The following is a 25,402-nucleotide window of genomic DNA, read 5'->3' as shown; positions in this document are numbered from 1 at the left end:
ACACAGCGGTACAGCCCCCGCGGCGAGGCAGCCGGCCCGCGGACAGCACGGGCCCGGGCCCTACAACTCCGCCAGCAGTTCGGCCTTCTTCGCGCTGAACTCGTCGTCCGTCAGCAGCCCGGCCTCGTGCAGCTCGCCCAGGTGCCGTATCCGGTCCGCGATGTCCGCCGGGTCCCGGCGCGCGTCCCCGGCCCGGCGGCACACCGGCTCCCGCTCCGCCGTCTCCTGCTCCGGTTCGGCGGCGCGCACGGCCTGCAGTACCGCGGCGGCGAACGGCAGCGACTCGTGGACCGGGCCGTACCCCAGGCCGAACACCACGGCGGCGGGGTCCTGATCGGCCTCGCCCTTCCCCGGCTCGGCCGCCCCGCGTTCCAGCAGCCGGAGGTAGCCGTTGAAGACCTCCGGCGAGCGCCACTCGACGCCGGCCAACTCGCCCACCGTGAACGTCTGGTCGCCGCACTTCCACTTGGCCGACGACGCACCCGTCCAGAACCAACGGAAGGCGACCGAACGGCCGTCGAAGGACGCCTTGCCGTCGTAGGCCTTGAAGTGGAGCGGAGGTTCCGGTGCGGTCACCAGATGACGCTCGGCGGGTTCCTTGGCGTCCGGGCCCAGCACCGTGCGCAGTTCGTCGGCGTAGAACTCGGCCAGCGTCTCGCGCTCGGCCGGCAGCACCAGCCGGTACGGGTCGGCATCCTCCTTGAGCTGCCCGTTCGCCGCCTCCATCAGGGGGTCGGCGCCCGGCCGGGGCACGGCGCGCAGCACCACCGTGCCGCGTCTGCCCCCGGTCACCTCGACGGAGCTCAACGCCTCGTACGGAATGCGTCGCTCGCCGAGCGCCTGGAAGAGCTTCGGCCTGCGGATCCCCCGTTCGAAGCGGATGAGTACGGAGTCAGTGTCGAACTCCCAGACGGCATGAAAACCGGCCAGCACATCACCCATGCGACTCATCGTATGCGGGCGGTTGCCCGCCCGTCCCCCTTCCGGACACCTCGAAGGCGCCTGCCAGGACTACGCGCGTCATGGGCCTCTCGCCCAGCCGCTTCCGGCCCTTGTCCCATGGACGCGCTCGCCCCTGAGGACGGTTCCCGTCGGCGCGGTCCGTCCCCGGGCGCCGGGCCGTGCCGGCGGGAACCGGCCGTTTCTGCGCGGGAGATCAGACCAGGCCCGTGCTGCAGTGCGGATCGTCGGTGGCGCAGTCCACCGAGTCGAGCGCCCCGACCCCGACCAGCGCGAAGTTGCGCAGGCTGCGGGTGCCGGGCGCGAAGTAGCCGGCGTGCCCGACGGCGCCGTCGGCGGACAGGATCCGGGAGCCGAAGGACGGATCGACCGGGTCGGCGCCGTGGCCGAGCCCACCGACCTCCAGGTACGGCACGTCCTGGATCCAGTCGTCGGAGTCCCGCATCGCCCAGACCCGGGCGTGGGTGCCGAGTCCGGAGAGGCTTTCCGCCCGCATGCCGGGGCTGCCCGCGACCGCGATGTCCTCGACGTTCGCCGGTAGGTGCCGGGCGGCGACGCCGCACACCACGGAGCCGTAGCTGTGGCAGAACAGCGAGACGGTGTCGGAGGACGGCAGCGACTTCACCAGGGCGCGCAGCCGGACCGCGCCGGCCTCGGCGAGGTTCCCGGTGACGGCCTCGACACCGAGGCCGGACGGAGTCGTGTAGTCGGCCCAGGCGATCACGGCCGTCCGCACGCCCGGCTTGGCCGCGCGCTCGGCGTCGTAGAGGGAGCGCCCCATGCCGACGGGCGCCGTGTTGGCCCGTACCGTCCGTTCGAAGGTCGCCAGGTTGGTGTCCACCCCGGGCACCACTACGGAGACCCGCTTTGCCGCCGGGAGGTTGCCGAAGACCTCCGCGGCCCGGCCGCCGCCGGCCGGGTCGAAGGCGAGGATCTGCCGCCCGGGGGCCATCATCGACTCGAAGCGGTGCATCAGCCGGCCGGCTTCCTGGCGGCCCACGGGCGTGAGGCGGTGGTCGCCCGTCCGTCGCTGCTCCGTGGCGCGGGCGTCGTCGATCGCCATCCGGTTGGCCCGGTAACGCAGTTGGACGGGCGCGCCGCCCATGTTGCCGACGACGAGCGGATAACGGGCGGCGAGCTGCTGCTTCTGGGCGCCGGTGAGCGTGGCGAAGAAGGTCCGCAGGGTGGCCGGGGAGCCGGTGGGGTCGGGCAGCGGGTGACCGAGGAAGGTGGCGTGCTTCCAGGCGTTTCTCGCCGTGGCCAGGGGGTTGGCGTCGTCCTTGGTGCCTCTGACGGCTGTCCAGCCGGTCATGGCGAGCATCACGAACACCACCGCCAAGGCGAGCGCCGCACGCCAGGCGGTGGACTGCAGAAAACTGGAGGAGGGGCCCAGGCCCGGGAAGGAAGTCACCGCGGGCCACCCTAGGAGACGGGGCAGGCCCGCTGTCGGGCCCGTGAGTGATATCACGTTTCGCGGCGGGTATTTCGACCAAACCGGACATGAATTGCCGATTTCCCGTGCTCAGTCGTGCAGAGGCGGTCTCATCAGGCGGTTAAGGGGTTGCTCAACGGCGGCTGTCCGTTACGGGCAGTTGCGGGTGATTCGGCCTCGGCGGCGGAAGTCGACCTCAGCGGGCGGAACGCCAGTCGCCGCCGATCGCCGGCTGGATGTGGTCCAGATAGGACTGGGTCAGCGCGCGGATGGACGCCACGCTGCAGTCCGGGCCCTCGCCCCACACCTTGCCGGCCACCCGCATCACCCCGCAGAACGCGGCGACCAGCACCCGCGGCCGCGGATCGGCATCGACGTCCAGCCCCTCGCGCCGGGCGATCAGCCCCGCGATCCGCTCCTCCAGTTCGGACGAGCGCCGCAGATGGGAGGCCACCAGCGTGGGTGTGGACTCGATCATCCGGTACGTCCGCATGTGCAGCTCCACCGGGATCACCGACTCGATGGCGCTGCCGATGTCGTCCCAGGCCACCATCACCGCGGTGCGCAGCGCCGTCAGCGGATCCTCGGAGGCGGGGCGGGCGGTCAGTTCGTCGAGGAAGCGGGCCTCGACCATCTCCTGGACCGCGAAGGCGACGTCCTCCTTGTTGGCGAAGTACCGGAAGTACGTCCTCTGGGAGACGTCCACCGCCTCGGCGATCTCGTCGACGGTCGTTTCCTCGTAGCCCTGCTCCGTGAACAGTTCGAGTGCCGCGCGGATCAGGGCGTCCCGGGTGCGCTGCTTCTTACGTTCGCGCAGTCCGCCTCCGGGGGCCGTCTGCGGCGTCGAGGTGGCCATCCTGCGCCGCCTTTCCGTGGTCTTCTCGCTGCTCAGGTTACCTGTGAGGGAGATGACAGTTACCGACTCGTGAATCGCTTTGTCAATTGTCAGCCGCTGACATTAGCCTCGGGGTATGAGTTCCCAGACCCCGGTCGCCCACGCCGCGCCGGAACTTCCCGTACCGGAGCCCCCGAGGGGGCTGCGAGGCCATCCGTGGCTGACCCTGTTCTCCGTCGCCATCGGCGTCATGATGGTGGCCCTGGACGGCACGATCGTCGCCATCGCCAACCCGGCGATCAAGGACGACCTCGGCGCCTCGTTCGGCGACGTGCAGTGGATCACCAACGGCTACATGCTCGCCCTCGCCGTCTCGCTGATCACGGCCGGAAAGCTCGGTGACCGCTTCGGTCACCGCCAGACCTTCCTCATAGGCATCGTCGGTTTCGCCGCCGCCTCCGGAGCCATCGGCTTCTCCAGCGAGGTCGCGCTGGTCATCGTCTTCCGTGTGCTGCAGGGCCTGTTCGGCGCGCTGCTGATGCCCGCCGCCCTCGGACTGCTGCGCGCCACCTTCCCGGCCGAGAAGCTCAACATGGCGATCGGCATCTGGGGCATGGTCATCGGCGCCTCCACCGCCGGCGGCCCCATAGTGGGCGGACTGCTGGTCGAGCACGTCAACTGGCAGTCCGTGTTCTTCATCAACGTCCCGGTCGGCGTGCTGGCCCTGGTCCTCGGCCTGGTCTTCCTCAAGGACCACCGCGCGGAGAACGCCCCCCGCTCCTTCGACGTCCCCGGCATCCTGCTGCTCTCCAGCGCGATGTTCTGCCTCATCTGGCCGCTGATCAAGGCGACCGACTGGGGCTGGGGCGACATGAAGACCTGGGGCTTCCTGATCGGGGCCGTGGTCCTGTTCGCGCTGTTCGCCCTCCTGGAGACCAGGGTCCGCGAACCGCTCATCCCGCTGCGGATGTTCCGCTCCGTGCCGCTGACCGCCGGCACCATCCTCATGGTGCTGATGGCCTTCGCCTTCCTGGGCGGCCTGTTCTTCGTGACGTTCTACCTGCAGAACGTCCACGGCATGAGCCCGGTGGACAGCGGCCTGCACCTCCTGCCGCTCACCGGCATGATGATCGTCGGCTCCCCGCTGGCGGGCGCCCTGATCACCAAGCTCGGCCCGCGCATCCCGCTGGTCGGCGGCATGGTCCTCACCGCGGTCGCCATGTACGGCATGTCCGGCCTGGACACCAACACCGGCACCGGGCCGATGTCCGTCTGGTTCGCGCTGCTCGGCCTCGGCCTCGCGCCCGTCATGGTCGGCGCCACCGAGGTCATCGTCGGCAACGCCCCGCTGGAGCTCTCCGGCGTCGCCGGCGGTCTCCAGCAGGCCGCCATGCAGGTCGGCGGCAGCCTCGGTACGGCCGTGCTCGGCGCGGTGATGGCCTCCCGCGTGGAGAACGACCTGCCGGGCAACTGGCAGTCGGCCGGCCTCCCGCCGATCCCGCCCGCCCAGATGCCGAAGGTCTCCGACGCCGTCTCGGCCGGTATCGCGCCGGTCCCGAAGCACACCCCGCCGGAGTTCGCGCAGAAGATCACCTCGGTCGCGCACGACACCTTCGTGTCCGGTATGGGCCTGGCCTTCACCGTGGCCTGCGGTGTCGCGATCGTCGCGGCGCTCGTCGCGCTCTTCACCAAGCGCGGTGCGAACGCCGAGGCGGGGGCCGGCGTCGGCCACATCTGACCCGGCCGCCGGGGCACTTGAGCGCCCCGGCCGCACCCCCTCATCCCTGGCGCGCGGCCTGCCGAGGCACTCCTCGGCCGGCCGCGCGCCGTCGCATACGCAGCCGTCGCGCACGCCGCCATGAGATCGCCACCGTCGCGCCCGCGGCCGCCAGCGCCAGCGCCGACGCCGGTGCGGGCCCGAGGCGCGGATCCGTGGGCCGACCGCGTCAACTCCCCGTTTCGAGCCTCCCTGCACCCCATCTGCCAGGAGCCAAGCGGTAGTTGACCTCCTCCGAAACGTCGAATCCCTCATCCAGGTGAGCGAGGCCGGGAACCGCACCTGCCCCCGCGCGCATTACAGGTGACGCCCCTTCCCCCGATCCCGGCAGGCGGCCGCGAAGAACGGTTTCCGCGGCCCGTCCGGCCGCCCCGCGCCACGTCAACCTCGTACGCAGCAGCGGCACTTGCGGCCGGTCCGGTTGTCCACATACCCGATCCGGGTGGTGGCGCCGGCCGGGCCTTGGCAACCGCCCCGCGGCCCGGCGAAGGTCGATGACGAACCCGCCGCGGGCAGCCGCCCGCCGCGGAACGTCACGTACCTCACGGGGGAGAGATTCCTATGCGTCTGCGTCTGCACACGTCCGCCGGCACCACCGCCACCGCCCTGTTCACCGGCCTCGCCGCCCTGGCCGCCGCGCTCACCCTGCCGTCCGCGCTCGGCACCGCCCCCGCGCACGCGGCCACCACCGGCCGCACCGCAGCGGCCTCGGGCGAGTGCGTGGCGGGAGCGCTGTGCCTCTGGCCGAGGGCGGACTTCGCCGGCAAGCGGCGGACCTTCGAGCTGTCCGACACGGACATCGAGAGCTGCATCTCGCTGCCCAAGGGCGTCAGCGCCGCCTCGTTCGCCAACCGGATGGGCCGGCCTGTCACCACGTACCAGAGCGCGGAGTGCGCCGAGACCGCCGAGTACAACACCTACCCCGGCGGCGGCACCTGGGTGCCCCGATCCCCTTACCAGGTAAGGGCGTTCAAGGTGTGGGAGCGATGAACCGCGCACCGGCGGCACCACCGCGAGGTGCCGGCCCGCCACACCGCACACCACCGCGCCCTCCGGCCGGTGGAGGTCACCGGCCGGAGGGCGCGACAGAAGCGGTGCGGCACCAGGCCGCGGGGGAATCAGGCGTCGCCGCCGGCCTCACCCGCGTCGGCGGCCGCGACGTCCAGGAGCTGGTAGCGGTCGATGGCCTGCTTCAGCAGGGAACGGTCGACCTTGCCCTCCTTGGCGAGCTCGGTGAGCACGCTCAGGACGATGGACTGCGCGTCGATGTGGAAGAAGCGACGGGCCGCGCCACGGGTGTCCGCGAAGCCGAAGCCGTCGGCGCCCAGCGACTGGTACGTCCCCGGGACCCAGCGGGAGATCTGGTCCGGGACGGCACGCATCCAGTCCGAGACCGCGACCTTCGGGCCCTCGGCGCCCTGGAGCTTCTGCGTCACGTACGGGACGCGCTGCTCCTCCTCCGGGTGCAGCAGGTTGTGCTCCTCGACCTCCACCGCGTCGCGGCGCAGCTCGTTCCAGGAGGTCGCCGACCACACATCGGCCTTGACGTTCCACTCGTCCGCGAGGATCTGCTGGGCCTCGATCGCCCACGGCACCGCGACGCCGGAGGCGAGGATCTGGGCCGCGTGCTCGCCCTTCTCGCCGGGCTTGACCCGGTGCAGACCCTTGAGGATGCCCTCGACGTCGACGTCGGCCGGCTCCGCGGGGTGCACGATCGGCTCGTTGTAGACGGTCAGGTAGTAGAAGACGTCCTCGGAGTTCTCGCCGTACATCCGCCGCAGACCGTCCCTGACGATGTGGGCGATCTCGTAGCCATAGGCCGGGTCGTAGGCGACACAGGCCGGGTTCGTCGAGGCCAGCAGCTGGGAGTGGCCGTCGGCGTGCTGGAGGCCCTCACCGGTCAGCGTCGTACGGCCCGCGGTGGCGCCGAGCACGAAACCGCGCGCGAGCTGGTCGGCCATCTGCCAGAACTGGTCACCGGTGCGCTGGAACCCGAACATCGAGTAGAAGACGTAGACCGGGATCAGCGGCTCGCCGTGCGTGGCGTAGGCGGAGCCCGCCGCGATCAGCGAGGCCGTGCAGCCCGCCTCGGTGATGCCGTCGTGCAGCATCTGGCCGGTCGGCGACTCCTTGTAGGCCAGGAGGAGTTCGCGGTCCACCGACTCGTACTGCTGGCCCAGCGGGTTGTAGATCTTGGCCGACGGGAAGAACGCGTCCATGCCGAAGGTGCGGTACTCGTCGGGCGCGATCGGCACGAAGCGCTTGCCGATCTCCTTGTCCCGCATCAGGTCCTTGAGGATGCGGACGAACGCCATGGTGGTGGCGATCTTCTGCTGGCCCGAGCCCTTCTTGGCGCCCGCGTAGGCCTTGTCGTCCGGCAGCTGCAGCGGCTCGGCGCGCACGACACGGGTGGGCACGTACCCGCCCAGCGACTTGCGCCGGTCGTGCATGTACTGGATCTCTTCGGAGTTGCGGCCCGGGTGGTAGTACGGCGGCAGGCCGCTCTCCAGGTCCTTGTCCGGGATCGGCAGGTGCAGCCGGTCGCGGAAGCCCTTGAGGTCCTCGACCGTCAGCTTCTTCATCTGGTGGGTCGCGTTGCGGCCCTCGAAGTTCGGGCCGAGCGTCCAGCCCTTGACGGTCTGCGCGAGGATCACGGTCGGCTGGCCCTTGTGCGCCTTGGCCGCCGCATAGGCCGCGTAGATCTTCTTGTGGTCGTGACCGCCGCGGCCCAGGTGCAGGATCTGGTCGTCGGTCATGTTCTCGACCATCTTCCGCAGGCGGTGGTCGTCGCCGAAGAAGTGCTCGCGGATGTACGCGCCGGTCTCGGTCGCGTACGTCTGGAACTGGCCGTCGGGGGTGCTGTTGAGCTTGTTGACCAGGATGCCGTCGCGGTCCTGCGCGAGCAGCGGGTCCCAGCTGCGGTCCCAGACCAGCTTGATGACGTTCCAGCCGGCGCCGCGGAACTGCGACTCCAGCTCCTGCATGATCTTGCCGTTGCCGCGGACCGGGCCGTCCAGGCGCTGCAGGTTGCAGTTCACGACGAAGGTCAGGTTGTCCAGGCCCTCGCGGGCGGCGATGGACAGCTGGCCGAGCGACTCGGGCTCGTCCATCTCGCCGTCGCCGAGGTAGGCCCACACGTGCGACTTGGAGGTGTCGGCGATGCCGCGGGCCTCCATGTAGCGGTTCATCCGGGCCTGGTAGATCGCGCCGAGCGGGCCGAGGCCCATCGAGACGGTCGGGAACTCCCAGAAGTCCGGCATCAGCCGCGGGTGCGGGTAGCTGGACAGGCCGTTGGGGGCCTTGGACTTCTCCTGGCGGAAGGCGTCCAGCTGGGCCTCGCTCAGCCGGTCCAGCAGGAACGCGCGGGCGTAGACACCGGGCGAGGCGTGGCCCTGGAAGAAGATCTGGTCGCCGCCGTCACCCTCGTCCTTGCCCCGGAAGAAGTGGTTGAAGCCCACGTCGTAGAGGGAGGCGGAGGACGCGAAGGTGGCGATGTGGCCGCCGACACCGATGCCGGGGCGCTGGGCGCGGGACACCATCACGGCGGCGTTCCACCGGGTCGCGTTGAGGATCTTGCGCTCGATCTCCTCGTTGCCGGGGAAGAACGGCTCGTCCTTGGTCGCGATGGTGTTGACGTAGTCCGTGCTGCGCATCTCCGGCACGGCCACGCGCTTCTCGCGGGCCCGCTCGATCAGCCGGAGCATGAGATAGCGGGCACGTTCCCGGCCTCGCTCGTCGACGGCCGCGTCGAGCGAGTCGAGCCATTCCTGGGTCTCTTCGGGATCGAAGTCCGGGACCTGGCTGGGAAGGCCGCCAATGATGATCGGGTTTCGATCGGATCCGGAAGCCACGCTGTTCCTTCGTGTTCGGGTCGTGTCGTGCTCCGCACGTTATTCATGCCGTGCACGGGACGAATGCTGTCTCTGCCTTGGTGTCGCGCCGTCTTCCATCGTGTACCGAGCCACAGCGATACGTCACCTCTACCGATGGGTAACCATCCGCTGAGAGATGGCGCTGAAAAGGCCGATTTCTCAGGTCGGCCAAATCGCAACCATACGCCCACCTGGAAAGTGCTCCGCGTACGGACGTACGCCCTCCGAAAGGGGATCCGGTACCGGGCCCGGTCACCCCCCGAAGGGACCAGTCGTGCTCGAGTACCCGATAAACTCCGCAGAACGCTGTGGTGTGAATCACTTCACCCTGTCTCCCGGGGGTCGCGGTTGCGGCGAGACGCCGCGAAACGTCACCGTTTCGGCGGTCTGGACCGCCGGGTACTTGCGCGATCCGCCCGGCCCGTGTGGACTACGCCCAATGCTCCGCGCACGCGCGGAGTCCCCGAGCACTTTCCGAAACATGACAGGAGGCAATCCGTGAGCGCGACCGCGGACCACGCGGAGGAGCGGACCAACCCTGCCGCCAGGCTGGGGTTCGAGCCCGGACAGGTGGTCCAGGAGATCGGCTACGACGACGACGTCGACCAGGATCTCCGCGAAGCCATTGAGACCGTGATCGGCCAGGATCTCGTCGACGAGGACTACGACGATGTGGCCGACGTCGTTCTGCTGTGGTTCCGCGATGAAGACGGCGACCTCACGGACGCGCTGGTGGATGCCATCGGTCTGATCGACGAGGGTGGCCAGATCTGGCTGATGACGCCCAAGACGGGCCGTGACGGCTACATCGAGCCCAGCGACATCAACGAAGCCGCGCAGACCGCGGGCCTGTCGCAGACCCGGAGCATCAACGCGGGCAAGGACTGGACGGGCAGCCGGCTGGTCACGCCCAAGTCCGGCAAGCGCTGAGCCGCGGCCCCCTCATCCGCCACCGAGCCCCCTCCGCCCTGTTCCGGAGGGGGCTCGGCCCCGTTCAGGTCGGGTCCCCCGCGGCGTGCCCCGGCGCGTAGGGTGGTCGCGTTCTGTTGAGCGTGAGCGGAAGGGAAGCACCCCATGGCGATCGAGGTCGGCACGAAGGCTCCGGATTTCGAGCTGAAGAACCAGCACGGCGAGCTGGTCAAGCTCTCCGACTTCCGCGGCGAGAAGGCCGTCGTCCTCCTCTTCTATCCCTTCGCCTTCACCGGCGTGTGCACCGGTGAGCTGTGCGCCCTCCGCGACGAGCTGCCGAAGTTCGTCAACGACGACGTCCAGCTGCTGGCCGTCTCCAACGACTCCCCGTTCTCGCTGCGCATCTTCGCCGAGCAGGAGGGCCTGGAGTACCCGCTGCTGTCGGACTTCTGGCCGCACGGCGAGGCCTCCCGCGCGTACGGCGTCTTCGACGAGGAGAAGGGCTGCGCGGTGCGCGGCACCTTCGTCATCGACAAGGAGGGCGTGGTCCGCTGGACGGTCGTCAACGGCCTGCCCGACGCCCGCGACCTGAACGACTACGTCAAGGCCCTCGAAACCCTCTGAGCCGGGGCGCTCTCCCGCCCGCCGGTGCTCACCGCGCCGACATCCGCAGCGATCCGGGTGCGATATCGGCAATCGGTGGGAACCGGTCACTAGGATCAATTCGTTGATCCGATGCCATGCACGATGGGGGCGCAAATCTTTACGTACCCCTCGAATCTACGGGAGGACTCGTGGGAGTCAGCCTCAGCAAGGGCGGCAACGTCTCGCTGACGAAGGAAGCCCCCAATCTGACCGCGGTCGTCGTCGGTCTGGGCTGGGATGCGCGTACCACCACCGGTACGGACTTCGACCTGGACGCCAGCGCCCTGCTGACGAACGACCAGGGCAAGGTGGCCAACGACCAGAACTTCGTGTTCTTCAACAACCTGAAGAGCCCGGACGGTTCGGTCGAACACACCGGTGACAACATCACCGGTGAGGGCGAGGGCGACGACGAGCAGATCAAGGTGAATCTCGCCGCCGTGCCCGCCGATGTCGCCAAGATCGTCTTCCCGGTGTCGATCTACGACGCCGAGACCCGCCAGCAGAGCTTCGGCCAGGTCCGCAACGCCTTCATCCGCGTCGTCAACCAGGCCGACAACAAGGAGCTGGCGCGCTACGACCTGAGCGAGGACGCCTCGACCGAGACCGCCATGGTCTTCGGCGAGCTGTACCGCAACGGCGCCGAGTGGAAGTTCCGCGCCATCGGCCAGGGCTACGCCTCCGGCCTGCGCGGTATCGCCCAGGACTTCGGCGTCAACGTCTGACCGGTCCCGAGCCGATCGCCGACGTTCGGCCGGGCAGTGCCACCGCGGTGGCCGCCCGGCCAGGAGAGTGACCGCGCCCGGCGCCGCACTCCCCCGACGGGGGCGTACGGCGCCGGGCGCGCGTGAAGGACCCGGGCCGCGCCAGGGCGGGCCCGTACGACACCGGGGAGGAAGCGAACGATGAGTGTCACGCTCGCCAAGGGGGGCAACGTCTCCCTGTCCAAGGCCGCGCCGAATCTCACCCAGATCATGGTCGGCCTCGGCTGGGACGCACGCTCCACGACCGGAGCGCCCTTCGACCTCGACGCCAGCGCGCTGCTGTGCCGGGAGGGCCGGGTGCTGGGCGACGAGTACTTCGTCTTCTACAACAACCTCAAGAGTCCTGAGGGCTCCGTCGAGCACACCGGGGACAACCTCACCGGTGAGGGCGAGGGCGACGACGAGTCGATCCTGGTGGATCTCTCGCAGATGCCCGAGCAGGTCGACAAGATCGTCTTTCCGGTCTCGATCCATGAGGCGGATCTGCGCGGCCAGAGTTTCGGCCAGGTCAGCAATGCCTTCATCCGGATCGTGAATCAGTCCGACGGCAGTGAACTCGCCCGTTATGACCTGAGCGAGGACGCGTCGAGCGAAACCGCAATGATCTTCGGCGAGGTGTACCGCTACAACGGCGAATGGAAGTTCCGAGCAGTAGGACAGGGGTACGCGTCGGGTCTCCGGGGCATCGCTCTAGACTTCGGGGTCAACGTTTCGTAAAGCGCCGCGCGCTGCGCGCGGGGGACCCACATAGCGAGGGATTGGGTAGGCAGTGCTCCTGAAAACCTTTGGCTGGTCGTTCGCCATCACGGTGGTCGGTCTCGCCTTGGCCGGCGTGCTCTGGGGGTGGCAGGGGCTCGCGATCGTCGGGATCCTGTCCGTTCTGGAGATTTCGCTCTCGTTCGACAACGCCGTCATCAACGCAGGCGTCCTGCGCAAGATGAACGCCTTCTGGCAGAAGATCTTCCTGACCGTCGGCATTCTCATCGCGGTGTTCGGCATGCGGCTGGTCTTCCCGGTCGTCGTCGTCGCGATCACCGCGAAACTGGGGCCGATCGAGGCGGTCAAGCTCGCCCTCAATGACAAGCCGCACTACCAGGAGCTGGTCACCAGCGCCCACCCGGCCATCGCGGCCTTCGGTGGAATGTTCCTGCTGATGATCTTCCTCGACTTCATCTTCGAGGAGCGCGACTACAAGTGGCTGTCCTGGATCGAGAAGCCGATGGCCAAGATGGGCAAGCTCGACATGCTCTCGGTCATCATCGCGCTGGTCGCCCTGTTGGTGAGCGCGATGACGGTGGCGACGAACGTCGCGCACGGCGGCGGTGACAAGACCGCCACGGTCCTGCTGGCCGGCGTCGCGGGCCTGATCACGTACCTCGTCGTCGGCGGCATCTCGGGCTACTTCGAGGGCAAGCTGGAGGAGGACGAAGAGGACGAGGACGGCGAGGAGGCCACCGCGGCCGCCGCGACGCCCGTGGCGAAGGGCGCCGGCTCGGCGCTCGGTCTGGCCGGTAAGGCCGCGTTCTTCCTGTTCCTCTACCTCGAGGTCATCGACGCGTCCTTCTCCTTCGACGGCGTCATCGGCGCGTTCGCCATCACCAACGACATCTTCATGATGGCGCTGGGCCTGGGCATCGGCGCGATGTACATCCGCTCGCTGACGGTCTTCCTGGTCCGCAAGGGCACCCTCGACGACTACGTCTACCTGGAGCACGGCGCGCACTACGCCATCGGCGCGCTCGCCGTCATCCTGCTCATCTCCATCAAGTACGAGATCCCGGAGGTCGTCACCGGCCTGATCGGTGTGGCGCTGATCGGCCTCTCGTTCGCCTCGTCGGTGATCCGCAACCGGCGCGAGGGCAAGCCGGGCGACACCTCCGGAGCAAAACCGGAAGTCGCGTCCGGAGTGTGACGCGGCGCTGATTGAGGAACGCTCTCTGCGGGGCGGCCATGGGGTAGGGACCCCGGGCCGCCTCGCGGTAGTTGGGGCCGAGCAATGGGGTGGGGCAAGGTGTCGTTCCTGGGGAACCTGTGGCGCGGTGGCGCCCAGAAATTCGACTTCGACAGCGGCGGCGCGTCGTACGTCGTCGAGCTGACGAAACGCAGTCCGGTCATCTCGCTGACCAAACAGGGTGCGGCGGCCGGGCATCTGCGGGTCAATCTGCACTGGCAGATGCGGACCTCCGACTTCCACGAGCGGGGCGGGCAGGGCCGGGGCGGGCTGCTGCGGCACCCGGGCAAGCTGTTCAAGCCCGAGATCGTCCAGGCGCAGGGACCGGCCGTGGTCAATGTCGACCTGGACCTGGCCTGCCTGTACGAGCTGCAGGACGGCACCAAGGGCGTGGTGCAGCCGTTGGGCAACTTCCTCGGCGATCTCAACGGCCCGCCGTTCGTCCAGCTCAGCGGCGACGACCGGTTCGGTTCGGGGTCCGGCGAGACGCTCTACATCAACCTCGACCACCGCGACGAGATCAAGCGGTTGCTGATCTTCGTCTACATCTACGACGGCACGCCGGCGTTCGACCGTACACACGCGGTCGTGACCCTCTATCCCAGCAGTGGACCGCGGGTGGAGGTCAAGCTCGACGAGCGGGCACCGCAGGCCCGGTCCTGCGCGATCTTCACGCTGGAGAACACCAAGGGCGAGCTCACGGTGCGCCGCGAGGTCAAGTACGTCTACGGCTTCCAGGCGGAGCTCGACCGGCTGTACGGCTGGGGCCTCCAGTGGGGGCGCGGGTACAAGTCCAAGGTCTGACCCGCAGCGCGCCCGCCCGGCCGGCCGTCGGCTACCGGCGCTGGAACTGCGGCCCCTGCGGCGGCAGTACGAAGGACGGGTCCGGCGCGGGGTACTGCTGGGTCGGGTAGCCGTACGCCGGGGCCGGTGGCGGCGGTTGCTGCGGATAGCCGTACGCGGGCGGTGGCGGCTGCTGCGGCACGTACTGCGGCGGCGGGCCCGGGTAGCCGTAGGCGGGCTGGGCCGGGGGCTGGGTGGGCGGCGGCGGGACGTGCGACGGGTAGCCGTAACCGCCGCCCGTCGGTGCGGCCGCGGGCGCCTGGGGCGGGGCGCCGGGCGGCGGGAGCGGAGCGGCCGAGAAGGGCTCGGGCATCGCGTCCGCCACGTGCTGGGTGACGGCCTCCGGGTCCGACGCCGGATAGGTCTGGGCGTCCGCCGCGGCTCCCGGGCCGGACGCCCCTTCGGGCCAGGTGCTGGGCGGTGGCGTGACGGCGTCGGTGCCGGCCGGTTCCCTGCGCGGGGACGGGCTGACCGCCGTGGTGGCGTCCGAGGCGGACGGCGCTTCCGGTGCGGCTGCCGCCGCGGGGGCCTTTGCCTCCTCACCCGCGGCCGCGTCGCCGCCGGCCGCGTCGTCGTCCCCCTCCACCGAGATGCCGAACTCGGTCGCCAGGCCCGTCAGGCCGCTCTCGTACCCCTGCCCCAGGGCGCGGAACTTCCAGGACTCGGCACGGCGGTACAACTCCCCGCAGATCAGCGCGGTCTCGTCGCCGGTCTCGGGCACCACGTCGAAGACCGCGATCGGCTCGCCGTCGCCCGCCGCCGCGTCGTACAGCAGAACACGCAGGTCGGCTACGCCCGCGAAGGCACCGCCGTCGGACGATGCGGCCAGGACGACCCGGTCGATCGACGGATCCAGGTCGGCCAGGTCCGCCTCGATGGTTTCGGCCAGACTTTCGTCGACCGGCGCCTTGGGCAGATGCCGCACCAGACCGCTGGGATGGCGCGGTTGGTTGTAGAAGACGAAGTCCTCATCGGAACGCACGCGCCCCTCGGGCCCCACCAACAGCGCCGAGGCATCGACGTCGGGGACGTCGGCGCCGGGTGTCCAGCGCAGGACGGCCCGGACAGCCGTGGCGTCGAGGGGTACGTTCGACCCTTTCAGCATCGCGTGCGTCATGCCGCAATCCTGCCTTCTGCAAGGTGGCAGGGACAACGCGGGGCCCGCGAGCCGGTGCGTCGGGCGTCTGCGCGGACACCCGGGCGCCTCATGAGGGTTACGTGATTTTCACGCACGTGGGAACTAACCCCACCCCCACGCACGTACGATTACCGGCTGGATCCAGACAGCGAGAGGCAGCGGGGGGCCCGGGTCCCGCAGGTAATCGGGGAGTTATATGCGGCATTTTGGGCATCTTCCGCCCGCTATCCGGAAGACACTGTTCCACCAGGAGCCGGTGGAGTTCACCGCCGATTCCCCCGCCCGCACCCTCGCGGTCGCCCTCGGTGCCACCCTCTACAGCCCCGCCACCCGGCCGCGGCTCGCCGCCGACGTCCTCAAACAGGCCGGCCGCGGCGTGATGTCCATGGTCCTGTGCCTGGAGGACTCCATAGGGGATGCGGACGTCGCGGCCGGCGAGGAGAACCTCGTACGGCACTTCGGACTGCTCGACGAGGCGGCCGAGGCGGGCACGGACCTCCCGCTGCTGTTCATCCGGGTACGGGCGCCCGGGCAGATACCGGATCTGATCCGCCGTATCGGACCGGCCGTGCGTCGGCTGACTGGATTTGTACTTCCGAAGTTCACCGAAGAACGTGGCGTGCCGTTCCTCGAAGCGCTCACCGCGGCCGAGTCCGTATGCGGCCGGCGGCTGTTCGCGATGCCGGTACTGGAGTCCCCGGAACTGCTCCACCTGGAGAGCCGCCCCGAGACGCTCCAGGGCATCGCCCGCACCGTCGACAAATACCGGGACCGCGTGCTCGCCCTCCGGCTGGGGGTCACGGACTTCTGCTCCGCCTACGGGCTGCGCCGGGCACCCGACATGACGGCGTACGACGTCCAGATCGTGGCGTCCGTGATCGCCGACGTGGTGAACGTGCTGGGCCGCGCGGACGGCACCGGGTTCACCGTCACCGGACCGGTCTGGGAGTACTTCCGGCTGCACGAGCGGATGTTCAAGCCCCAGCTGCGCCGCTCGCCGTTCCTCGGACGCGCCGAGGAGCTGCGCACCGCGCTGATCGAGCACGACATGGACGGCCTGCTGCGCGAGATCGAGCTCGACCGCGCCAACGGCCTGCAGGGCAAGACCTGTATCCACCCCTCGCACGTCGCGCCGGTGCACGCCCTCTCGGTCGTCAGCCACGAGGAGTTCAGCGACGCCGTCGACATCCTGCGGCCGGAACGCGGCGACGGCGGGGTCCTGCGCTCGGCCTACACGAACAAGATGAATGAAGTGAAGCCGCACCGCGCCTGGGCCGAACGCACCCTGCTGCGCGCCGAGGCGTTCGGCGTCGCCCGGGAGGGCATCGGGTTCGTGGAACTGCTGACGGCGAGCCTGCCACAGACCTGAGCACCGACACCTGGACACGACGGACGACATGAACGCTACGACGGAGGAGACGGAACGCGTGGTCTGGACCGGAGAATGGGTCGCCGGCCGGCTCGGCGTCTCGCTGAGCGGCGGGGACGAGCTGACCGGCCTGCTGGGACTGGCGCTGCGGCGCAACCCCAAGCGGGCCCATCTGCTCGTGTCGAACGTGCTGGGGAAGCACGTGCCACAGCGGCCGGACGTGGTGCACGGCGCGGGCGTGGACCTGGGGCGCCGGGTGCGCACGCTGCTGGGTGACGAGGCCGCCGCCCGCGCCGTCGTCCTGGGCTACGCCGAGACCGCCACCGGCCTCGGCCACTCCGTCGCCGACGGCCTGGGGCTCGCGCCGTATCTGCACTCCACCCGCCGGCCGGTCGAAGGGGTGCCGCACCAGGCGGGGTTCGAGGAGGAGCACAGCCACGCCACCTCGCACCTGCTCCTGCCCGAAGATCAAGAACTCCTCGCGGGGGACGGGCCGTTGGTGCTGGTCGACGACGAGTTCTCCACCGGCCGGACCGTCCTGAACACCATCGGCGCGCTGCACGCCCGCTTCCCGCGCGACCGCTACGTCGTCGTCGCCCTGGTCGACATGCGCTCCGCCGCCGACCGCGGACGGCTGGCGGAGTGTGCGGCGGAACTGGCCGCCCGGGTCGACCTCGTGACCCTCGCCGCGGGGGGCGTACGCCTTCCCGAGGACGTCCTGGCCCGCGGGCAGGCGCTCGTCGCGGAGCACGAGGCCCGCACGCCGGCGGAACCGGTGACTCCGGAAGGCTCGCCCGGTTCCGAAGAGGGCCGCCGCGCGGACCTCGTACGCGTCGACCTCGGCTGGCCCGCCGGGCTGCCGGACGGTGGGCGGCACGGCTTCACCCCGGCGCACCGCGCCCGCCTGGAGGCCGAACTGCCCGGCATGGCGGCCCGCCTCGCCCCGCATCTGGACGGCGCCCGCCGGATCCTCGTCCTCGGCAACGAGGAGCTGATGTACGCGCCGCTGCGGCTGGCCGGGGCGCTCGACTCCCACCTCGGCGCGGGCGCGGAGGTCCGCTTCTCGACCACCACCCGCTCGCCCGTCCTCGCCGTGGACGACCCCGGCTACGCGATACGCACCCGGCTGTCCTTCCCTGCCCACGACCGGCCGGCCGACGGCCCGGGGGAGCGGTACGCCTACAACGTCGCGGCCGGCAGCGACCCGGCCCGCCGCTTCGACGCCGTCGTCGCCGTGGTGGACTCGCACGGCGACCGCCCCGAACTCCACGCCGCCGGCGGCCTGCTGGACCGGCTCGCCGGCCACACCGACCGGCTGCTGCTCGCCGTCATCCCCTCGTACGCCCCGCAACCCCAGGCCGCCCCCATGCCCCTCCCCGAGCCGCTGCGCGGCCCCGCCTTCTCCTCCTACGACGCCGACGAGGTCGGCTGGCTGCTGCAGGACCTGTCCGACGTCACCCTGGAAGCGCCCACCGAGGAGCGCGAGGAGGCGATCCAGCGCGGCGGCGCCCACTACGCCGAGTCGCTGCCCGTCGAGTACCAGCCGAGCGAGCGGTACCAGGAGCTGTTCCACAGCGCGTTGCAGGGCTCCGCACGCCGGATCGCGCGCGCCGTCGGTACGGTCACCGAGACCGTGCTCGCCGAGCGCAGCCCCCGCCCCGTATTGGTGTCCCTGGCCCGGGCCGGCACCCCCGTCGGCGTGCTGATGCGCCGCTGGGCGCGGCACGCACACGGCCTGGAACTGCCGCACTACGCCGTCTCGATCGTCCGCGGCCGGGGCATCGACACCACCGCCCTGCGCTGGCTGGCCGCCCACCACGACCCGGCGGACGTCGTCTTCGTCGACGGCTGGACGGGAAAGGGCGCCATCACCCGCGAACTCGCCCAGGCCGTCGCCGGCTTCCCCGGCTTCGACCCGCGGATCGCCGTGCTCGCCGACCCCGGCGGCTGCGTCGAGACCTACGGCACCCGGGACGACTTCCTCATCCCCTCCGCCTGCCTCAACTCCACCGTCTCCGGTCTCATATCGCGCACCGTCCTGCGCGACGACCTGGTCGGCCCGGACGACTTCCACGGCGCCAAGTTCTACCGCGAACTGGCCGGCGCGGACGTCTCCCGGACGTTCCTGGACACGGTCACCGCCTGCTTCGACGAGGTCGCCGAGGACGTCGCCGCGGAGGTGAAGGAGCTGGCCGGCGCCGACCGGGCCCCCACCTGGGAGGGCTGGGCGGCCGTCGAGCGGATCAGCGAGGAGTACGGCATCCACGACGTCAACCTCGTCAAGCCCGGCGTCGGCGAGACCACGCGCGTACTGCTGCGCCGGGTCCCCTGGAAGATCCTGGCCCGCCGCGGCGCCGGGACCGACCTCGACCATGTCCGTCTCCTGGCGGACCAGCGGGGGGTGCCCGTCGAAGAGGTCGACGAACTCCCCTACAGCTGCGTCGGGTTGATCCACCCGCGCTTCACCCGCGGCGCCACCGGCGCCGACGGCAAGGCGGTGGCCTCCGTATGAGCACCGTCGTCGCCAGCGATCTCGACCGCACCCTGATCTACTCGGCCCCGGCCCTCGGCCTGGACATGCCCGACGCCGAGGCCCCACGGCTGCTGTGCGTCGAGATATACCAGGGCAAACCGCTCTCCTTCATGACGGAGACGGCCGCCGGGCTGCTCGCCGAACTCGCCGCCGGCACCACCTTCGTGCCGACCACCACCCGCACCCGCGAGCAGTACGGCCGCATCCACCTCCCCGGCCCGCCACCGGAGTACGCGATCTGCGCCAACGGCGGCGAGCTGCTCGTCCGGGGCGAGTCCGACCCGGACTGGCGGCGCACCGTCGCGGAACGGATCGCCGCGCGGTGCGCGCCCCTGGCCGAGGTCCGGGACCATCTGGTCCGCACCGCCGATCCCGCCTGGCTGCTCAAGGAGCGGGTCGCCGAGGACCTCTTCGCCTACCTCGTCGTCGAGCGGGCGCTGCTGCCCGAGACCTGGGTCAAGGAACTCGCCCGCTGGGCGGAGGAGCGCGGCTGGACCGTCTCCCTGCAGGGCCGCAAGATCTACGCGGTGCCCCGCCCGCTGACCAAGAGCGCGGCCGTGGCGGAGGTGGCCCGTCGTACCGGGGCGTCCCAGGTGCTCGCCGCCGGTGACTCGTTGCTCGACGCGGACCTGCTGCTGGCCGCGGACCGCGGCTGGCGGCCGGGCCACGGCGAACTGGCCGATTCCGGCTGGCAGGCCGGCCACGTCACCGCGCTCGACGCCCGGGGCGCCGCCGCGGGCGAGGAGATCGTCCGGGCCTTCCTCGGGGCTGTGGAAAACCGGTGGGCGGCCGCGGACCTCGGCTAGTCTCGCGGAGGCGGTCGGCCGCACTTCCGGTGATCGGCCGAGACCGATCTTGATCCGGAGGAGAGCCAGTGGCCGAGTCCAAGAGCACGCCGATCACGGCGGAGATGTACGACTACGTCCTCGCCCACAACCCGCAGCTGAACCCCGCACAGCGCGAGATCGTGGACCTCACCCACCAGAAGTTCCCCGACGCCGCGATGATGCAGTCGGCCGAGGAACAGGGCGCCCTGCTGGCGTTCCTGGTGCGGCTGATCGGCGCCCGGCACGTGGTCGAGGTCGGCACCTTCACCGGCTTCTCGGCGCTGTCCATGGCCCAGGCGCTGCCCGCGGACGGCAGACTGATCGCCTGCGACATCTCCGAGGAGTGGACGGCGTACGGCCGGGAGGCATGGGCCCGGGCCGGCGTCGCGGACCGCATCGACCTGCGCATCGCGCCCGCCCTGGAGACGCTCCGGGCGATGCCGGTCGAACCGCACATCGACCTCGCGTACCTCGACGCCGACAAGGGCGGCTACATCGCCTACTGGGAAGAGCTGGTACCCCGGATGCGGCCGGGCGGCCTGATCGTCGCGGACAACGTCCTCTACGGCGGTGAGGTCGTCAACCCGGCGGCCACCGGCTCGGCGCTGGCGATCCGGGGGTTCAACGACCATGTGCAGGCGGACGCGCGGATGGAGGCGGTGATGCTGACCGTGGCGGACGGGGTGACGCTGGCCCGCAAGCGGTAGCGGGGACGGGCGGACGGGCAGGCCCGCAAGCGGTGGCGGGGACGAGCGGCGGGCAGTTGCCGGCCGCCCGCCGAGGCCTCATGGCCGCCCGCCGACGGCATCACGGCCGCCCGCCGACGGCCTCATGCGGGCCCGCCGTGGCGCGGGCCCGGGCGGGTCAGCCGCAGCAGCCGCCTCCGCAGCAGCCGCCGCCCCCGCCGCTCGGCGCACTCCGGGCCGGGGCGGCCGCCGAGCCGCCGACCGCGACCGTGGAGAGCAGCTTCACGGTGTCCTCGTGGCCTTCCGGGCAGACGGCCGGGGCGGAGGACTCGGCCATCGGCCGGTTCAGCTCGAAGGTGGAGCCGCAGGGGCGGCACCGGTATTCGTAACGAGGCATGGCCACAGATTAACCGCGGCGCCGGTCAGCGCACGACGGTCCCGGGCGGCGCGCCCAGCAGACCCAGCTCGGCACGGGTCGGCGCGCCCTCCCAGTCGCCGTGCGAGGCGACCGCGAACGCCCCGGTGGTCACGGCCCGCTCCAGGCGTTCCGCGGGCCCCTCGCCGTCCAGCAGCGCCGAGAGGTACCCCGCCACGAACGCGTCCCCGGCACCCACGGCGTCCACGGCGCGGACCGGTGTGGCGGGCCGGTGGAGGGGCCCGGTCCCGGTGAAGACCGCCGCCCCCGCCGCGCCCAGTTTCGCCACCACCTCGGCGACACCCAGATCCAGCAGCGGCTCGGCCTGCGCGGCGAGCGCGGCGACCCGCCCGGCGCCGGACCCTTCCGTCCTGCGCACCCCCTCTGGCAGACAGAGCGGAAGCTCGTCGTCCGAGGCGATCAGCACGTCCACGAACGGGATCCACTGCCGGAGCACGGCGGCCGCGTCCTCGACACCCCACAGGCGGGCCCGGAAGTTGACGTCGAGGCAGATCAACGCACCGTCCTTGCGGGCCAGTTCGAGGGCGTGCCGGGACGCCGCGAGGGCCGTGGGGCCGAGGGCCGGGGTGATGCCGGTCAGATGGAGGATCCGGGGCGGGGCGGCGTCGAGGGCGGCCTCGACCGCGTGCGCGGTGAGCCGGGAGCCGGCCGACCCCGCGCGGTAGTAGTGCACCCGGGTGACGTCCGGCAGCCGCGGCTCGAACATCACCAGCCCGGTCGGCGCACCGGGATCGACGGTGGCACCGGACACCTCGACGCCCTCGGCCCGTAGCGTACGGAGCACCAGCTGCCCGGCCTCGTCGTCGCCGACCGCACCCGCCCAGCTCACGGCGTGCCCGAGCCGGGCCAGACCGATCGCCACGTTGCTCTCCGCGCCGGCGACGGACACCTGCATCGTGCCGCCGAGCCTCAGCGGACCGCTGCCGCGCAGCGCGACCATGGTCTCGCCGAAGGTGAGGACATCGGGCCGGCCGGGCCGGGCCGGAGGAAGCGGCTGCTCGCCCGGCTCCTCCGCCACCACCGGCCCCGGGCCCGCTGCTTCCGCTTCCGCCTCCGACCCCGCCTCCCCACTCATCGGAGCTTCCCCTCCCACCGGGGGCCCGCCCGTCATCGGGCGCATACCGCCCGGAACTCCGCCGCGCGCTTGCGCAGCTCGTCCAGGTCGCCGCCGTCCGCCGCATCCCCGACCAGCGGTGAGCCCACCCCCACGGCCACCGCCCCGGCGTCGAAGTACGCCTGCGCGATCGCCGCGTCCACCCCGCCCACCGGCACGAACGGCAGCTCGGGGAAGGGCGCGCGGAGCGCCTGCAAATACGCCGGGCCGCCCGCCGACGCCGGGAACAGCTTCAGCGCCGAGACGCCCAGCGCCTCCGCCGCGATCACCTCGGACGGCGTCAGCACCCCGGCGAGCGTCGCCAGCCCCTGCCGCACGGACTCCTCCAGCCCCGCCCCCAGACCGGGCGTGACGATGAGGTTCGCTCCCGCCTCCGCGGCGCGCCGGGCGTCGCTGCCGGTCAGGACGGTGCCCGCGCCGATCCAGGCCGCATCGCCGAGCTCGGCGCGGGCCCGCCGGATGACGCCCAGCGCGTCCTTCCCGCTGAGCGAGATCTCGACCAGCGGCAGCCCCGCCTCCGCGAGGGCCATGACCGTACGGAAGGACGCCTCCGCGTCACTGCCCCGGATGATGGCGACCAGCCGCTCGGTGCGGAGCGCTGTGCTGAAGTCCATGGCGTTTCCTACTTTCTCCCGTTCCCGCCCGGCAGATGCCAGGCGGGAGGGTCATCCGGTCGCGCGGGTGCTGCCTCCGACTCCGATTATTCCGGTCCGGACTGACAGGCGCGCCGGACAATACGGCGCCGGTCGGGTCACCGTTCAGCTCGCCGTTCGGGTCACCACGCAGTTCACCGTTCGGGTCACCACTTCACCACTCAGCCCACTGTTCGGCTCACCACTCAGTTCACTGTTCGGCTCACCACTCTGCGAACGACCCGTCCTCGTGGCGCCACACCGGATTCCGCCAGGCGTGTCCGCGCGCGTCGGCGGCCCGTACGGCGGCCTCGTCGACCTCCACGCCGAGGCCGGGACGCTCGGTCCGCAGCAGCGACCCGCCGTGGAAGCGGAACGGCTCCGGGTCCACGACGTAGTCGAGCAGCTCGGCGTCCTGGTGGTAGTGGATGCCGAGGGACTGCTCCTGGATGAGGAAGTTCGGGGTGGTGAACGCGACTTGGAGGCTGGCGGCCAGCGCGACCGGCCCGAGGGGGCAGTGCGGGGCGAGCTGCGCCCCGTAGGTCTCCGCGAGCGCGGCGATCCGGCGCAGTTCGGAGATGCCCCCGGCGTGCGAGATGTCGGGCTGGAGGATCGCCACCCCGGCCTGAAGCGGAGCCAGGAACTCCCGTCGGGTGAAGAGACGTTCACCGAGCGCGAGGGGGATGTTGGAGGCGTTGACGAGATCAGGGAGGGCTTGCATGTAGTCGGACAGCACCGGCTCCTCGACGAACATCGGAGCGTGCTCGGCCAGCAGGGGGAGGAGCCTGCGGGCATTGGCGGGGGAGACCCGGCCGTGGAAGTCGAGACCGAAGTCCCGGTCGTCGCCGAGGACTTCCCGTGCGGTCTCGGCCCGCCGCAGGCACGCCCGTACCTCGGCGCGGGTCGCCACCGGGCTCATCCGGCCGCAGCCGTTCATCTTGACGGCCGTGAAGCCGGCCTCGGTCTGCGCGGTGACGGCGTCGCGGATGGCCTCGGGCTCGTCGCCGCCGACCCATGCGTAGGTGCGGATCTTCTCGCGGACCGGCCCGCCCAGCAGCTGGTGGACGGGCAGGCCGTGCCGCTTGCCCTTGATGTCCCACAGCGCCTGGTCCAGCCCGGCGACGGCGGACGACAGGACGGGCCCGCCGCGGTAGAAGCCGCCCTTGGTCATGACCTGCCAGTGGTCCTCGATCCGCCCCGGCTCCTGCCCCAGCAGGTACTCGGCCAGCACCTCCACGGCCGCCCGCACCGGCTCCGTCCGCCCCTCGACCACCGGCTCACCCCAGCCGACCAGCCCCTCATCGGTCTCGACCCGCACGAACATCCAGCGCGGCGGGGCGAGAAAGGTCTCGATACGGCTGATCTTCATGGGTCCCCTCCGGGGCTGTGGGTGGAACTGGGGGCGGAGCTGGCTGCGGAGCTGTGGGGCCGGCCTGGTGGGGGCCGGGGCCGTGCCGTTCGATGGCTTGCGCAACGGTGGCTTCTGCCCCGTGAGGGGAGGGGCGTAACGGGGGGAGAGGGATGAGTGACGAGGGATGGGGGATGGGGGATGGGGGAGTAGCGGTGCGAGCAACGGTCGTACGAGCGAGCACCAGCGGTACGAGGGAGCACCAGCGGTACGAGGGAGCACCAGCGGTACGAGGGAGCACCAGCGGTACGAGGGAGCACCAGCGGTATGAGCGAGCACCAGCGGTACGAGCGGACATCAGCGGACGCCCGAAAAGCCAGCCGTGCCTAGGGATGCTCGCGCGCGGACTTGTCGAGCAGTTCGAGCATCGCCATGTACGCGCCATCCACATCCTGATCGCGTACCGCATCGCGGACCGTGGCGTGCACCGCATACGGGTGCTCCAAGACGCCGTCGGCATCGAGCACCGCGCGGTCGCGCTCGACCAGCACCGGCACGATCACCCGGTGCATCTGCGCATAGAACCGGTTGTTCGACGCGATCAGCAGCGCCGTGTGGAAATCCGCGTCGGCGCGTATCAGCAGCTCCGGGTCGTCGTCGGTCGCCGCCATGGTGCTCAGCGCCGCGTCCAGGGCCGCCAGGTCCTCGTCGGTACGGCGTTCCGCGGCGAGCGCGGCCGCGGCCGGCTCGATGGAACGCCGCAGTTCGAGCACGTCCGCGAAGAAGTCGGAGGACACGCCGGCCGCGAGCTTCCAGCGCAGTACGTCCGTGTCCAACAGGTTCCACTCCGCCCGGGGAAGGACGAACGTCCCGCGCTGCTGATCGGTACCGAGAAGCCCCTTGGTGGTCAGCACCTTGACCGTCTCGCGCAGCACGGTCTGGCTGACGTCCAGCTCCGCCATCAGCTCCGACATGGCGAGGGATTCGCCCGCCCCGTAGGTGCCCTGGAGGATCCGCTTGGCGAGCGCTTCGACCGCCGCGTGCTGCACACTGCTCCCCGCGGCGGGGACAGGCTGCCCCGACCGGCTCATGCTGCCACTCCTTGCTCCGGTCCAGTACGTGTACGACGCCACATCCAGGTCGACGCCACATCCAGGCCGACGACACGTTCAGGCCGACGACATGTTCAGGTCGACGACACGTTCAGGTCCTGCGACGCCCGGGCGTACGACGCCATGGCGTCCGGCAACCCCATCCCCTCGTACGAGGTCCAGGACGTCCAGGACGTCAGGACGTCAGGGCGTGCCGAATCCCGATCCCTCCTCGGCACG

The 25,402-nt window shown here is 70.9% G+C and carries 22 protein-coding genes; 12 read left to right on the top strand and 10 right to left on the bottom strand.

The genetic code is table 11. The annotated features are described in order from the left end of the window. Positions 1-60 precede the first annotated feature (60 nt). The 3 genes from ACFV1J_RS08735 to ACFV1J_RS08725 form a co-directional block, all read right to left on the bottom strand. Complete coding sequence (locus tag ACFV1J_RS08735) at positions 61-942, bottom strand: DUF4429 domain-containing protein (protein ID WP_385856564.1); 882 nt, start codon at positions 940-942, stop codon at positions 61-63. Between the two features lie 214 nt (positions 943-1,156). Then, on the bottom strand, positions 1,157-2,371 hold the full coding sequence (locus ACFV1J_RS08730; protein WP_385856563.1) for an alpha/beta hydrolase: 1,215 nt from the start codon (positions 2,369-2,371) through the stop codon (positions 1,157-1,159). 217 nt (positions 2,372-2,588) lie between these two features. Beyond that, on the bottom strand, positions 2,589-3,248 hold the full coding sequence (locus tag ACFV1J_RS08725) for a TetR/AcrR family transcriptional regulator (protein WP_385856562.1): 660 nt from the start codon (positions 3,246-3,248) through the stop codon (positions 2,589-2,591). 115 nt (positions 3,249-3,363) lie between these two features. Between ACFV1J_RS08725 and ACFV1J_RS08720 the strand changes: the two genes are divergently transcribed. Both ACFV1J_RS08720 and ACFV1J_RS08715 read left to right on the top strand, forming a co-directional pair. Continuing rightward, the gene (locus ACFV1J_RS08720; protein ID WP_385856561.1) at positions 3,364-4,965 is read left to right on the top strand and encodes an MFS transporter; all 1,602 of its coding nucleotides are present in this window, start codon (positions 3,364-3,366) and stop codon (positions 4,963-4,965) included. Positions 4,966-5,565: 600 nt separating this feature from the next. Continuing rightward, positions 5,566-5,994, top strand: coding sequence for a peptidase inhibitor family I36 protein (locus ACFV1J_RS08715; protein WP_385856560.1), 429 nt, complete (start codon positions 5,566-5,568; stop codon positions 5,992-5,994). Between the two features lie 128 nt (positions 5,995-6,122). Here ACFV1J_RS08715 and aceE read toward each other — a convergent pair whose 3' ends face one another. Beyond that, positions 6,123-8,855 (bottom strand): pyruvate dehydrogenase (acetyl-transferring), homodimeric type, encoded by a 2,733-nt coding sequence (aceE, locus tag ACFV1J_RS08710; protein ID WP_385856559.1) that lies wholly within the window; start codon positions 8,853-8,855, stop codon positions 6,123-6,125. Positions 8,856-9,374: 519 nt separating this feature from the next. On the opposite strand from aceE, the gene ACFV1J_RS08705 reads away from it, so the two are divergent. From ACFV1J_RS08705 to ACFV1J_RS08680, 6 genes are all read left to right on the top strand, one after another. Further along, complete coding sequence (locus ACFV1J_RS08705; RefSeq protein WP_030414571.1) at positions 9,375-9,806, top strand: DUF3052 domain-containing protein; 432 nt, start codon at positions 9,375-9,377, stop codon at positions 9,804-9,806. Between the two features lie 144 nt (positions 9,807-9,950). After that, entirely contained in the window at positions 9,951-10,409 is a 459-nt protein-coding gene (locus ACFV1J_RS08700) for a peroxiredoxin (RefSeq protein WP_261951749.1), read from the top strand. Between the two features lie 170 nt (positions 10,410-10,579). Beyond that, positions 10,580-11,155: a TerD family protein gene (locus ACFV1J_RS08695; protein WP_385856558.1), complete on the top strand. Its 576-nt coding sequence runs from the start codon at positions 10,580-10,582 to the stop codon at positions 11,153-11,155. 180 nt (positions 11,156-11,335) lie between these two features. After that, positions 11,336-11,911 (top strand): TerD family protein, encoded by a 576-nt coding sequence (locus ACFV1J_RS08690; protein WP_385856557.1) that lies wholly within the window; start codon positions 11,336-11,338, stop codon positions 11,909-11,911. A gap of 52 nt (positions 11,912-11,963) precedes the next feature. After that, positions 11,964-13,106 carry a DUF475 domain-containing protein gene (locus ACFV1J_RS08685; RefSeq protein ID WP_385856556.1) on the top strand — a complete coding sequence of 381 codons (1,143 nt, stop codon included), beginning with the start codon at positions 11,964-11,966 and terminating at the stop codon, positions 13,104-13,106. Between the two features lie 99 nt (positions 13,107-13,205). Further along, on the top strand, positions 13,206-13,949 hold the full coding sequence (locus tag ACFV1J_RS08680) for a Tellurium resistance (RefSeq protein WP_385856555.1): 744 nt from the start codon (positions 13,206-13,208) through the stop codon (positions 13,947-13,949). A 31-nt stretch (positions 13,950-13,980) separates the two neighbouring features. On the opposite strand, the gene ACFV1J_RS08675 is transcribed toward ACFV1J_RS08680, so the two are convergent. Further along, positions 13,981-15,105, bottom strand: coding sequence for a TerD family protein (locus tag ACFV1J_RS08675; protein ID WP_385856554.1), 1,125 nt, complete (start codon positions 15,103-15,105; stop codon positions 13,981-13,983). A gap of 217 nt (positions 15,106-15,322) precedes the next feature. On the opposite strand from ACFV1J_RS08675, the gene ACFV1J_RS08670 reads away from it, so the two are divergent. The 4 genes from ACFV1J_RS08670 (at position 15,323) to ACFV1J_RS08655 (ending at position 20,562) form a co-directional block, all read left to right on the top strand. Next, complete coding sequence (locus tag ACFV1J_RS08670; protein ID WP_385856553.1) at positions 15,323-16,495, top strand: HpcH/HpaI aldolase/citrate lyase family protein; 1,173 nt, start codon at positions 15,323-15,325, stop codon at positions 16,493-16,495. A 28-nt stretch (positions 16,496-16,523) separates the two neighbouring features. Then, positions 16,524-19,007 (top strand): phosphoribosyltransferase, encoded by a 2,484-nt coding sequence (locus ACFV1J_RS08665; RefSeq protein ID WP_385856552.1) that lies wholly within the window; start codon positions 16,524-16,526, stop codon positions 19,005-19,007. Then, entirely contained in the window at positions 19,004-19,834 is an 831-nt protein-coding gene (locus ACFV1J_RS08660; RefSeq protein WP_385856551.1) for an HAD family hydrolase, read from the top strand. The genes ACFV1J_RS08665 and ACFV1J_RS08660 overlap by 4 nt, the downstream gene beginning before the upstream one ends. A gap of 104 nt (positions 19,835-19,938) precedes the next feature. Next, entirely contained in the window at positions 19,939-20,562 is a 624-nt protein-coding gene (locus ACFV1J_RS08655; protein WP_385856733.1) for an O-methyltransferase, read from the top strand. 157 nt (positions 20,563-20,719) lie between these two features. Here ACFV1J_RS08655 and ACFV1J_RS08650 read toward each other — a convergent pair whose 3' ends face one another. From ACFV1J_RS08650 to ACFV1J_RS08630, 5 genes are all read right to left on the bottom strand, one after another. Next, positions 20,720-20,938: a zinc ribbon domain-containing protein gene (locus tag ACFV1J_RS08650; protein WP_030806040.1), complete on the bottom strand. Its 219-nt coding sequence runs from the start codon at positions 20,936-20,938 to the stop codon at positions 20,720-20,722. A gap of 25 nt (positions 20,939-20,963) precedes the next feature. Further along, positions 20,964-22,052: a sugar kinase gene (locus ACFV1J_RS08645; RefSeq protein WP_385856550.1), complete on the bottom strand. Its 1,089-nt coding sequence runs from the start codon at positions 22,050-22,052 to the stop codon at positions 20,964-20,966. 32 nt (positions 22,053-22,084) lie between these two features. Next, complete coding sequence (locus ACFV1J_RS08640; protein WP_385856548.1) at positions 22,085-22,705, bottom strand: bifunctional 4-hydroxy-2-oxoglutarate aldolase/2-dehydro-3-deoxy-phosphogluconate aldolase; 621 nt, start codon at positions 22,703-22,705, stop codon at positions 22,085-22,087. Between the two features lie 241 nt (positions 22,706-22,946). Next, on the bottom strand, positions 22,947-24,353 hold the full coding sequence (dgoD, locus tag ACFV1J_RS08635; protein WP_385856546.1) for a galactonate dehydratase: 1,407 nt from the start codon (positions 24,351-24,353) through the stop codon (positions 22,947-22,949). Between the two features lie 104 nt (positions 24,354-24,457). After that, complete coding sequence (locus tag ACFV1J_RS08630) at positions 24,458-25,162, bottom strand: FadR/GntR family transcriptional regulator (RefSeq protein WP_385856544.1); 705 nt, start codon at positions 25,160-25,162, stop codon at positions 24,458-24,460. Positions 25,163-25,402: the final 240 nt, after the last annotated feature.

This window comes from Streptomyces sp. NPDC059649 (assembly GCF_042734445.1).
Lineage (GTDB): Bacteria > Actinomycetota > Actinomycetes > Streptomycetales > Streptomycetaceae > Streptomyces.
The sequence above is the reverse complement of the archived record's forward strand: the minus strand, read 5'-3'. Positions and strand labels throughout refer to the sequence as shown.